An 11,251-nucleotide genomic window follows, 5' to 3' on the forward strand; every position below is an offset into this window, starting at 1 on the left:
TAGCGAGTCGGTCCCACCCCTTCCCATCCCGAACAGGACCGTGAAACGACTCTACGCCGATGATAGTGCGGATTCCCGTGTGAAAGTAGGTAATCGTCAGGCTCCCCTAAGCCAGAAACCCCCGCCCAAAAGGCGGGGGTTTTTGCATTGGCGCGCCGGAAATGCGTGGGCCCCCCATGCGATACCGTCCCGGTGTCCAGTCCCGCTTCCTCCTTGATGGACCGAACGGCATCCCTGACCTTCGCGCCGTCGCCGTTCCGGCAGTGCGCCGAGGCATCAACTCAGATTCCAGGGCGACGCCGCATCTTTGGATGCCCGGCGGGGCGTCTGGCGCAGCCGGTCGTGCGCCGGCCAGGGTGCCGTGTGATCTTGGCGTCCCGGGGCAGCGGATCGCCGGCCGTGGTGCTCGACGGATCCGCCAGGCGGGCGGTCGCCGTATTGGCGTCCCGTCTCTGGCACCCCAGGGCGTTTTTGACCTCTCCCGATTATCATCCGGCCCCGATGAGCTGCTGCCCGTTTGGCGAACCGTTCGTGTGGCCGGTGTCGTTGCACGAGCGCGGTCGCAAATCATTCGGGGCTCACTCATCGCCCACACTGCGAGGAACCGTAGCGGTCGGCAGTAGCTCGCCGGTATCATCGCGATTCCCGATTCGTCAGGCTACACGGATATTCTCATTGGGGCGGTGTGCGAGGCGTCTGCGGTAGCGTGAGGACGGCGCGCTGCTGCCTCAACACTTCCTCTTTCCGATGATGTTGCACGGTTTCCGCATACGCGTTAAGTGCCGCAAACAGCCGATCCCGCCATGACGAGAACTGCCGCGTCTAACGCAAACCATTGGTGTCTCCGTCGGCCCAGTTGAGGTAACGCGCCCGAGGCAATCATGGCCCTTGAGCGCTTCTTTGACGCCTTTCTTGGCCTGGCCTGGCCGTCTTCACGGAGTCGCGTGTCGCGCGCGTCGATTCGGCCCCGTATGGATGCGCTCAGCTCGATCGAGGCCGCTGGTCCCGATCGAACACGTTGCAGCTCGGGCATCGGTGTATCTGGATAAGCCAGGCGAGAGGGAAATGTGCAGCTCCTCCAGGAGCGGAGCGAGATGTTCTCGCGCGTAGCGCCTTCGAGACCAGCGGGGATCCGCACGGACGTGCGGCAGTGCAAGCGAAACACCACACCGAAACAAAATCGGGCGGTTCGGTGACGTGCCTGCCGGCGTCGGCCGATCGCGCCGGAGGGGCGCGCACCGCCCCGAAATTGCGTCCAGATATGCTCGGCACGAAATTTGCGGGATTTTTGCGTATACCCACTTGGCTTTCTTGCCGGAAGGCCGTATGATGGCGGTCTTCTGATTTTTCGGCGTGAGTGCAAATTCACGTGAGAATCGGAATTTGACGAAGATGTGGGGCAACACCGTGCCAGACATGAACTTCGTCGCTCGCGCAGGGTTCCCCTTGCTGCGATGTCGACGATGGGCTTGTTTGGGGCGAGTCGGCCAGGCACTCTCGGAGAGAATGAAAATAATCTTCGCGATGTGCTTGACACGAGTTCGATGTACCCCCATAATCGTCAGTTCTCTACGGAGGGGTGCCCGAGTGGCTAAAGGGGGCAGACTGTAAATCTGTTGGCTTACGCCTACGTTGGTTCGAATCCAACCTCCTCCACCAAGATATCAACGCAGAGAGCGGCAGGGAATCGTTAGTAGCCCGTGCGGGTGTAGCTCAATGGTAGAGCAGAAGCCTTCCAAGCTTACGACGAGGGTTCGATTCCCTTCACCCGCTCCAGTTCGTGCAGTTGAAGCGTAAAGCGCCCATGTGGCTCAGTGGTAGAGCACTCCCTTGGTAAGGGAGAGGTCGGCAGTTCGATCCTGCCCATGGGCACCAGCAGTATAGTCAGTGTCTGTTTGCGCGCGGCGCAACCTATGAAATTCCTTTTGGGAGTCGAAAATGGCCAAGGGTAAATTCGAGCGGACCAAGCCGCACGTGAACGTTGGTACGATCGGTCACGTTGACCACGGCAAGACGACGCTGACGGCAGCGATCACGACGGTGCTGACGAAGAAGTTCGGCGGCGAAGCGAAGGCATACGACCAGATCGACGCGGCACCGGAAGAAAAGGCGCGCGGCATCACGATCAACACCGCACACGTCGAGTACGAAACGGCTAACCGCCACTACGCACACGTCGACTGCCCGGGCCACGCTGACTATGTGAAGAACATGATCACGGGCGCGGCGCAGATGGACGGCGCGATCCTGGTTTGCTCGGCAGCAGACGGCCCGATGCCGCAAACGCGTGAGCACATCCTGCTGGCACGTCAGGTTGGCGTTCCGTACATCATCGTGTTCCTGAACAAGTGCGACATGGTGGACGACGCTGAACTGCTCGAGCTGGTCGAGATGGAAGTTCGCGAACTCCTGTCGAAGTACGACTTCCCGGGCGACGACACCCCGATCGTGAAGGGTTCGGCGAAGCTGGCGCTGGAAGGCGACACGGGCGAGCTGGGCGAAGTGGCGATCATGAACCTGGCCGACGCACTGGACACGTACATCCCGACGCCGGAGCGCGCGGTTGACGGTGCGTTCCTGATGCCGGTGGAAGACGTGTTCTCGATCTCGGGTCGCGGCACGGTGGTGACGGGTCGCGTCGAGCGCGGCATCGTGAAGGTCGGCGAAGAAATCGAAATCGTCGGTATCAAGCCGACGGTGAAGACGACCTGCACGGGCGTGGAAATGTTCCGCAAGCTGCTGGACCAGGGTCAGGCAGGCGACAACGTCGGTATCCTGCTGCGCGGCACGAAGCGTGAAGACGTGGAGCGTGGCCAGGTTCTGGCGAAGCCGGGTTCGATCACGCCGCACACGCACTTCACGGCTGAAGTGTACGTGCTGAGCAAGGACGAAGGCGGCCGTCACACGCCGTTCTTCAACAACTACCGTCCGCAGTTCTACTTCCGTACGACGGACGTGACGGGCTCGATCGAGCTGCCGAAGGACAAGGAAATGGTGATGCCGGGCGACAACGTGTCGATCACGGTGAAGCTGATTGCGCCGATCGCGATGGAAGAAGGTCTGCGCTTTGCAATCCGCGAAGGCGGCCGCACCGTCGGTGCTGGCGTCGTCGCCAAGATCATCGAGTAAGCCAGTTATTCGTTGATCGACAGTTTTGGGGCTGGCATAAGCCAGTCCCAACATGGTCTAGGGGTATAGCTCAACTGGCAGAGCGTCGGTCTCCAAAACCGAAGGTTGGGGGTTCGATTCCCTCTGCCCCTGCCAAAAAATAGCCACGTGTCCAGCGTGGCGTTTGTTTTAAGGTGTTATGGCGAATCCATCCGTCGAAACTGTAAATACCTCCGGCGATAAGCTGATGCTGGCCCTGGGCGTATTGTTGGTGTTGGCCGGATTCGTGGGCTTCTTCTGGCTCGGTGGCCAGCAATGGTATGTCCGCGGTGCCGCATTGGCGGTAGGTTTGATCGCCGGCGTGGCCGTCGGGCTGATGTCCGCGCCTGGCAAGAGCCTGATCGCTTTTGCCAAGGATTCGTACAAGGAAGTCCGGAAGGTCGTTTGGCCCACCCGCAAGGAAGCAACGCAAACCACGCTCGTCGTGTTCGGTTTCGTGCTCGTGATGGCAATTTTCCTCTGGTTGAGTGACAAATCCATCGAGTGGGTGATTTTCTCGGCGATTCTGGGTTGGAAATGATATGAGCGATATTCCGGCATCCCCGAGCGGAAAGCGTTGGTACGTGGTGCACGCCTACTCCGGCATGGAGAAGAGCGTGCAACGTGCGCTTCAGGAGCGCATCGAACGTGCTGGCATGCAGGACAAATTCGGTCAGATCCTGGTTCCGACCGAAGAAGTGGTCGAAGTCAAGGGCGGCCACAAGGCTGTGACAGAGCGTCGTTTCTTCCCCGGCTACGTGCTGGTAGAGATGGAAATGACGGACGAAACGTGGCACCTCGTGAAGAATACCGCGAAGGTCACCGGTTTCGTCGGCGGTGCGCGTAACCGCCCGACGCCGATTTCCCCCAAGGAAGTCGAGAAGATCATGTCGCAGATGCAGGAAGGCGTCGAGAAACCGCGCCCCAAGACCCTGTTCGAGGTCGGCGAGATGGTTCGGGTCAAGGAAGGCCCGTTCACGGACTTCAATGGCACCGTCGAAGAAGTGAACTACGAAAAATCGCGTGTGCGTGTGTCGGTCACGATCTTCGGTCGCGCTACGCCGGTCGAACTCGAATTCGGCCAGGTCGAAAAAGTTTGATCCCGATTCGGTGGGCAGCCTCGGCTGCCCACCTTCGCGCTTACGGCCCGCGTCATGGCCGTTGAGGAGCGTCAGTAGCCAGCGGCGAAAGCGCGTTATTACTCACCGAACGCCTACTCCGGCGTTCCAATGAGGTTCACAAATGGCAAAGAAGATTATCGGCTTTATCAAGCTGCAGATTCCTGCAGGTAAAGCCAACCCGTCGCCGCCGGTCGGTCCGGCACTGGGCCAGCGCGGCCTGAACATCATGGAGTTCTGCAAGGCGTTCAACGCGCAGACTCAAGGCATGGAGCCGGGTCTGCCGGTGCCGGTGGTCATCACGGCATTCGCTGACAAGAGCTTCACGTTCGTGATGAAGACGCCGCCGGCGACCGTCCTGATCAAGAAGGCGGCGAAGGTGGACAAGGGCTCGAGCAAGCCGCACACCGACAAGGTCGGTTCGATCACGCGCGCTCAAGCTGAAGAAATCGCGAAAACCAAGATGCCGGACCTCACGGCAGCTGACCTGGACGCAGCCGTTCGCACCATCGCTGGTAGCGCACGCTCGATGGGCATCACCGTGGAGGGTGTGTAAATGGCTAAGATCTCCAAGCGCCGTCAGGCATTTGCCGCCAAGGTCGACCGTCAGAAGCTGTACGCGATCGAAGACGCACTGAGCCTCGTGAAGGAATGCGCGAGCGCGAAGTTCGACGAGTCGATCGACGTTGCAGTCCAGCTCGGCATCGATGCAAAGAAGTCGGACCAGGTCGTTCGTGGTTCGGTCGTTCTGCCGGCCGGTACGGGCAAGTCGGTTCGCGTTGCTGTGTTCGCGCAAGGCGAGAAGGCTGAGCAAGCACGTGCAGCAGGCGCGGAAATCGTCGGTATGGAAGACCTGGCAGAGCAGATCAAGGCTGGCCAGATGGACTTCGATATCGTGATCGCTTCGCCGGACACGATGCGTATCGTCGGTACGCTGGGTCAGATCCTCGGCCCGCGCGGCCTGATGCCGAACCCGAAGGTCGGTACCGTGACGCCGGACGTCGCGACCGCCGTCAAGAACGCGAAGGCTGGTCAGGTCCAGTTCCGCGTCGACAAGGCCGGTATCATCCACGCAACGATCGGCCGTGCGTCGTTCGAGCCGACCGCGCTGCGTTCGAACCTGTCGGCGCTGATCGAAGCGCTGCAAAAGGCGAAGCCGGCAACGAGCAAGGGCGTGTACCTGCGCAAGATCGCACTGTCGAGCACGATGGGCGTCGGCGTGCGTGTCGACCAGGCTACGCTGGCCGCGCAGTAAGCAAGAATTCGGGCCGCTTCGCATTGCGTAGCGGCCCTAAAGGGCTTTGGGCGGTTGTTCGTGCTGTTCGGCGGGCAACCGGTTATCAAAGACCGTTGGTGGGAGAGCAGCAGTCAGGCGATCCCTTAATTCAAGCCAACGCAGATGGCGAACCCGAAAAAGTTTTGCAGTGGTGAAGCCGCAGGCCGCGAAGCGATTCGCGGCGTGAGGTGGAAATACTCCTAACGAGGTCGGACGCCGTTGTTGAACGAGGTACGTGAGGTTTCGTGCCGAACGTATCGTTTCTGGAGGCTAACCGTGCCGCTTAATAGAGAAGACAAGCAAGCCGTCGTCGCTGAGGTTGCCGCGCAAGTCGCGAAGGCCCAGACCGTTGTGCTGGCTGAGTATCGTGGAATTGCGGTTGGCGATCTGACCAAGCTGCGCGCGAAAGCGCGTGAGCAACAGGTTTACCTGCGCGTTCTGAAGAACACGCTGGCGCGTCGCGCCGTTGAAGGTACGCCGTTTGCTCCGCTGGCAGAGCAGATGACTGGCCCCCTGATCTACGGCATCTCGGAAGATGCAATTGCTGCTGCGAAGGTCGTCAACGACTTCAGCAAGAGCAATGACAAGTTGGTCATCAAGGCTGGTTCGTTCGATGGCAAGGTGATGGACAAGGCTGGCGTGCAAGCGCTGGCAAGCATCCCGAGCCGTGAAGAACTGCTCTCGAAGCTGCTGTTCGTTATGCAATCGCCTGTTTCCGGCTTTGCGCGCGCTCTGGCCGCGCTGGCTGAGAAGAAGCAAGCCGAAGCTGCGTAATCGAACGTGCATCAGCGTCACTGATCGCTGGCTGTATCCGTATTCAATTTAGGAGTATTTCAAATGGCAATCGCAAAAGAAGACATCCTGGCAGCAGTCGAAGGGATGACCGTTCTGGAACTGAACGAACTGGTCAAGGCGTTCGAAGAGAAGTTTGGCGTGTCGGCAGCTGCTGTTGCAGTCGCTGGCCCGGCAGGCGGCGGCGCTGCTGCTGCTGCTGAAGAGCAGACCGAATTCACGGTCATGCTGCTCGAAGCAGGCGGCAACAAGGTTGCAGTCATCAAGGCAGTTCGCGAACTGACGGGCCTGGGCCTGAAGGAAGCGAAGGACCTGGTTGACGGCGCACCGAAGCCCGTCAAGGAAGCAGTGCCGAAGGCTGCTGCTGACGAAGCCAAGAAGAAGCTGGAAGACGCAGGCGCGAAGGCCGAAATCAAGTAAGTTCCGACGCGCTGTGCGAAGGCTGGCGGTATTTCCACCGCCGGCCTTTTTGTGCTTTGTGGGGACGTTATTCTGGCACTCTTTCGGGAGCCCGAATAATCGCCCCCAGAGGCCAAAGATAACCGCCGAATCGTTGTCATTGCATGGCGATTGGCGTTTCTCTTTGTCTTCTGAAGCGACTGCAGAAGGCAAGTTTGGTCGGGTAGCGGGCAACACAGGCATCCGCTGCCGTCAGCCAGCGGTTGGTAGCGGCCAACCACCAAGCTTCTCGGCTCGTTCAAGCCGTCGGACGGCCATCGGGTCTCAGTCGGTGAACACTCGGGTTTGACACGTCCAGGTATTCCGCCTCGATAGCACCCGCCGTGATTCGGAGATCGTATGCAATATTCCTTCACCGAGAAGAAGCGCATTCGCAAGAGTTTCGCGAAGCGCCCCATCGTTCACCAAGTTCCTTTCTTGCTGGCTACCCAGCTTGAATCATTCAGCACGTTTCTGCAAGCCGATGTTCTGATGGCGCAACGCAAGCCTGAAGGTTTGCAGGCTGCTTTCACATCGGTATTTCCCATTGTTTCGCACAATGGTTTTGCGCGTCTCGAGTTCGTGAGCTACGCGCTGTCCTCGCCGGCGTTCAACATCAAGGAATGCCAGCAGCGAGGCCTGACGTACTGCTCCGCGCTGCGCGCGAAGGTGCGTTTGGTCATCCTCGACAAGGAATCGCCGAACAAGCCGGTCGTCAAGGAAGTGAAGGAGCAGGAAGTGTACATGGGCGAAATTCCGCTCATGACGCCGACGGGCTCGTTCGTCATCAACGGCACCGAGCGTGTGATCGTCTCGCAGCTGCACCGTTCGCCGGGCGTGTTCTTCGAGCACGACAAGGGCAAGACGCACAGCTCGGGCAAGCTGCTGTTCTCGGCACGGATCATTCCGTACCGCGGCTCGTGGCTCGACTTCGAATTCGATCCGAAGGACATCCTGTACTTCCGCGTCGACCGCCGCCGCAAGATGCCGGTCACGATCCTGCTGAAGGCGATCGGCCTCACGCCGGAACAGATCCTCGCGAACTTCTTCGTGTTCGACAACTTCACGCTGATGGGCGAAGGCGCGCAACTCGAGTTCGTGCCGGAGCGCCTGCGCGGTGAAGTCGCGCGTTTCGACATCACGGATCGCGACGGCAAGGTCATCGTCCAGAAGGACAAGCGGATCAACGCGAAGCACATTCGCGATCTCGAAGCCGCGAAGACCAAGTACATCTCGGTGCCGGAAGACTATCTTCTCGGCCGCGTGCTGGCGAAGAACGTCGTCGACGGCGATACGGGCGAATTGATCGCGAACGCGAACGAAGAGATCACGGAAAGCGTGCTCGACAAGCTGCGCGACGCGGGCATCAAGGACATCCAGACGCTCTACACGAACGACCTGGACCAGGGCCCGTACATCTCGTCGACGCTGCGTGTCGACGAAACGGCCGACAAGACGGCTGCGCGCATCGCGATCTACCGCATGATGCGTCCGGGCGAGCCGCCGACCGAAGAAGCGGTCGAGGCGCTGTTCAACCGCCTGTTCTACAGCGAAGAAGCGTACGACCTGTCGAAGGTCGGCCGCATGAAGTTCAACCGCCGCGTCGGCCGTGATGAAATCACCGGCCCGATGACGCTGGACGATGACGACATCCTCGCGACGATCAAGATCCTCGTCGAACTGCGCAACGGCAAGGGCGAAGTGGACGACATCGACCACCTCGGCAACCGTCGCGTGCGTTGCGTCGGCGAACTGGCGGAAAATCAGTTCCGCGCAGGCCTCGTGCGCGTCGAGCGCGCAGTCAAGGAACGCCTCGGCCAGGCCGAAAGCGAAAACCTGATGCCGCACGACCTGATCAACTCGAAGCCGATTTCGTCGGCGATTCGCGAGTTCTTCGGCTCGTCGCAGTTGTCGCAGTTCATGGACCAGACCAACCCGCTGTCGGAAATCACGCACAAGCGCCGTATTTCCGCGCTGGGCCCGGGCGGTCTGACGCGCGAGCGCGCGGGCTTCGAAGTCCGCGACGTGCACCCGACCCACTACGGCCGCGTGTGCCCGATCGAAACGCCGGAAGGTCCGAACATCGGTCTGATCAACTCGCTCGCACTGTACGCGCACCTGAACGAGTACGGCTTCCTCGAGACGCCGTACCGCAAGGTCGTGGACAGCAAGGTGACCGACCAGATCGACTACCTGTCGGCGATCGAAGAAGGCCGCTACATGATCGCGCAGGCGAACGCCGCGATCGACGAGAACGGCCAGTTGATCGACGAACTCGTGTCGTCGCGTGAAGCCGGCGAAACGATGATGGTCACGCCGGACCGTATCCAGTACATGGACGTCGCGCCGTCGCAGATCGTGTCGGTTGCTGCCTCGCTGATTCCGTTCCTCGAGCACGACGACGCGAACCGTGCACTGATGGGCTCGAACATGCAGCGTCAGGCCGTGCCGTGTCTGCGTCCGGAAAAGCCGGTCGTTGGTACGGGCATCGAGCGCACCTGCGCGGTCGACTCGGGCACGACGGTTCAGGCGTACCGCGGCGGTGTGGTCGACTACGTCGACGCAGGCCGTATCGTGATTCGCGTGAACGACGACGAAGCCGTCGCGGGTGAAGTCGGTGTCGACATCTACAACCTGATCAAGTACACGCGTTCGAACCAGAACACGAACATCAACCAGCGTCCGATCGTGAAGATGGGCGACAAGGTCTCGCGCGGCGACGTGCTGGCCGACGGCGCCTCGACGGACCTGGGCGAGCTCGCGCTCGGCCAGAACATGCTGATCGCGTTCATGCCGTGGAACGGCTACAACTTCGAAGACTCGATCCTGATCTCGGAGAAGGTGGTTGCGGACGATCGCTATACGTCGATCCACATCGAAGAGCTGAACGTCGTTGCACGCGACACGAAGCTCGGGCCGGAAGAAATCACGCGCGACATCTCGAACCTGGCTGAAGTCCAGCTCGGCCGTCTCGACGAATCGGGCATCGTGTACATCGGTGCGGAAGTCGAAGCGGGCGACGTGCTGGTCGGCAAGGTCACGCCGAAGGGCGAGACCCAGCTGACGCCGGAAGAGAAGCTGCTGCGCGCGATCTTCGGCGAGAAGGCTTCGGACGTGAAGGACACGTCGCTGCGCGTGCCGTCGGGCATGAGCGGCACCGTGATCGACGTCCAGGTGTTCACGCGTGAAGGCATCCAGCGCGACAAGCGTGCGCAACAGATCATCGACGACGAACTGAAGCGCTATCGTCTCGACCTGAACGACCAGCTGCGCATCGTGGAAGGCGACGCGTTCCAGCGTCTCGCGCGCATGCTCGTGGGCAAGGTCGCGAACGGCGGTCCGAAGAAGCTCGCGAAGGGCACGAAGATCGACCAGGCTTACCTGGAAGACCTCGACCACTACCACTGGTTCGACATCCGCCTCGCGGACGACGAAGCAGCGGCGCAGCTCGAAGCGATCAAGAACTCGATCGAAGAAAAGCGTCACCAGTTCGACCTCGCGTTCGAAGAGAAGCGCAAGAAGCTCACGCAAGGCGACGAACTGCCGCCGGGCGTGCTGAAGATGGTCAAGGTGTACCTCGCGGTCAAGCGCCGTCTGCAGCCTGGCGACAAGATGGCAGGCCGTCACGGTAACAAGGGTGTCGTGTCGAAGATCGTCCCGATCGAAGACATGCCGTACATGGCCGACGGCCGTCCGGCAGACGTGGTGCTGAACCCGCTCGGCGTGCCGTCGCGGATGAACGTGGGCCAGGTTCTGGAAGTGCACCTCGGCTGGGCCGCGAAGGGTCTCGGCTGGCGTATCGGCGAAATGCTGCAGCGTCAGACGAAGATCGAGGAACTGCGCGTGTTCCTGACGAAGATCTACAACGACTCGGGCCGCCAGGAAGATCTGGAAAGCTTCACCGACGACGAGATCCTCGAACTCGCGAAGAACCTGCGCGAAGGCGTGCCGTTTGCAACGCCGGTGTTCGACGGTGCGACCGAGGAAGAAATGGGCAAGATGCTCGACCTCGCGTTCCCGGACGACATCGCGGAACAGCTCGGCATGAACCCGTCGAAGAACCAGGTCCGTCTGTACGACGGCCGCACGGGTGAAATGTTCGAACGTCGCGTGACGCTCGGCTACATGCACTACCTGAAGCTGCACCACTTGGTCGACGACAAGATGCACGCGCGTTCGACCGGCCCGTACTCGCTCGTCACGCAGCAGCCGCTGGGTGGTAAGGCGCAGTTCGGTGGCCAGCGTTTCGGTGAAATGGAAGTGTGGGCACTCGAAGCGTACGGCGCGTCCTACGTGCTGCAGGAAATGCTGACGGTGAAGTCGGACGACGTGAACGGCCGTACCAAGGTTTATGAAAACCTGGTCAAGGGCGATCACGTGATCGACGCCGGCATGCCGGAATCCTTCAACGTGCTCGTGAAGGAAATCCGCTCGCTCGGTATCGACATCGATCTCGACCGCAATTAATCGGACTACGGAG

8 protein-coding genes, 4 tRNA genes and 1 rRNA gene are annotated in these 11,251 nt (G+C 60.6%); all 13 read left to right on the forward strand.

Annotated features, from left to right (window positions below; all coding sequences use genetic code 11):
• Window positions 1-102, forward strand: a 5S ribosomal RNA gene (gene rrf, locus G3N94_RS18560); the annotation flags it as partial.
• Between the two features lie 1,471 nt (window positions 103-1,573).
• Window positions 1,574-1,659 (forward strand) — tRNA-Tyr (locus tag G3N94_RS18565).
• A 43-nt stretch (window positions 1,660-1,702) separates the two neighbouring features.
• A tRNA-Gly gene (locus G3N94_RS18570) sits at window positions 1,703-1,776 on the forward strand.
• A 24-nt stretch (window positions 1,777-1,800) separates the two neighbouring features.
• Window positions 1,801-1,875, forward strand: a tRNA-Thr gene (locus G3N94_RS18575).
• Between the two features lie 63 nt (window positions 1,876-1,938).
• Entirely contained in the window at window positions 1,939-3,129 is a 1,191-nt protein-coding gene (gene tuf / locus G3N94_RS18580; protein ID WP_017333531.1) for an elongation factor Tu, read from the forward strand.
• A gap of 59 nt (window positions 3,130-3,188) precedes the next feature.
• Window positions 3,189-3,264 (forward strand) — tRNA-Trp (locus G3N94_RS18585).
• Between the two features lie 43 nt (window positions 3,265-3,307).
• A complete protein-coding gene (gene secE / locus G3N94_RS18590; protein ID WP_124599303.1) occupies window positions 3,308-3,688 on the forward strand; it encodes a preprotein translocase subunit SecE in 381 nt (126 codons plus the stop codon).
• Between the two features lies 1 nt (window position 3,689).
• Entirely contained in the window at window positions 3,690-4,247 is a 558-nt protein-coding gene (nusG, locus tag G3N94_RS18595; RefSeq protein ID WP_060001114.1) for a transcription termination/antitermination protein NusG, read from the forward strand.
• 142 nt (window positions 4,248-4,389) lie between these two features.
• Window positions 4,390-4,821 carry a 50S ribosomal protein L11 gene (rplK, locus tag G3N94_RS18600; RefSeq protein WP_006477201.1) on the forward strand — a complete coding sequence of 144 codons (432 nt, stop codon included), beginning with the start codon at window positions 4,390-4,392 and terminating at the stop codon, window positions 4,819-4,821.
• Window positions 4,822-5,520 (forward strand): 50S ribosomal protein L1, encoded by a 699-nt coding sequence (gene rplA, locus G3N94_RS18605; protein ID WP_006482906.1) that lies wholly within the window; start codon window positions 4,822-4,824, stop codon window positions 5,518-5,520.
• A 297-nt stretch (window positions 5,521-5,817) separates the two neighbouring features.
• The gene (rplJ, locus tag G3N94_RS18610) at window positions 5,818-6,315 is read left to right on the forward strand and encodes a 50S ribosomal protein L10 (protein WP_038715103.1); all 498 of its coding nucleotides are present in this window, start codon (window positions 5,818-5,820) and stop codon (window positions 6,313-6,315) included.
• 63 nt (window positions 6,316-6,378) lie between these two features.
• Entirely contained in the window at window positions 6,379-6,753 is a 375-nt protein-coding gene (gene rplL / locus G3N94_RS18615) for a 50S ribosomal protein L7/L12 (RefSeq protein ID WP_011350669.1), read from the forward strand.
• 378 nt (window positions 6,754-7,131) lie between these two features.
• Window positions 7,132-11,238, forward strand: a complete 4,107-nt coding sequence (gene rpoB / locus G3N94_RS18620; RefSeq protein ID WP_205794074.1) for a DNA-directed RNA polymerase subunit beta — start codon at window positions 7,132-7,134, stop codon at window positions 11,236-11,238.
• Window positions 11,239-11,251 lie beyond the last annotated feature (13 nt).

Source organism: Burkholderia sp. Ac-20353, from assembly GCF_017104785.1.
Lineage (GTDB): Bacteria > Pseudomonadota > Gammaproteobacteria > Burkholderiales > Burkholderiaceae > Burkholderia.

Coding starts and splice junctions, on each gene's coding strand:
- rpoB (WP_205794074.1), top strand. CDS start 7,132: ATGCAATATTCCTTCACCGAGAAGAAGCGCATTCGCAAGAGTTTCGCG.
- rplL (WP_011350669.1), top strand. CDS start 6,379: ATGGCAATCGCAAAAGAAGACATCCTGGCAGCAGTCGAAGGGATGACC.
- secE (WP_124599303.1), top strand. CDS start 3,308: ATGGCGAATCCATCCGTCGAAACTGTAAATACCTCCGGCGATAAGCTG.
- nusG (WP_060001114.1), top strand. CDS start 3,690: ATGAGCGATATTCCGGCATCCCCGAGCGGAAAGCGTTGGTACGTGGTG.
- rplA (WP_006482906.1), top strand. CDS start 4,822: ATGGCTAAGATCTCCAAGCGCCGTCAGGCATTTGCCGCCAAGGTCGAC.
- tuf (WP_017333531.1), top strand. CDS start 1,939: ATGGCCAAGGGTAAATTCGAGCGGACCAAGCCGCACGTGAACGTTGGT.
- rplK (WP_006477201.1), top strand. CDS start 4,390: ATGGCAAAGAAGATTATCGGCTTTATCAAGCTGCAGATTCCTGCAGGT.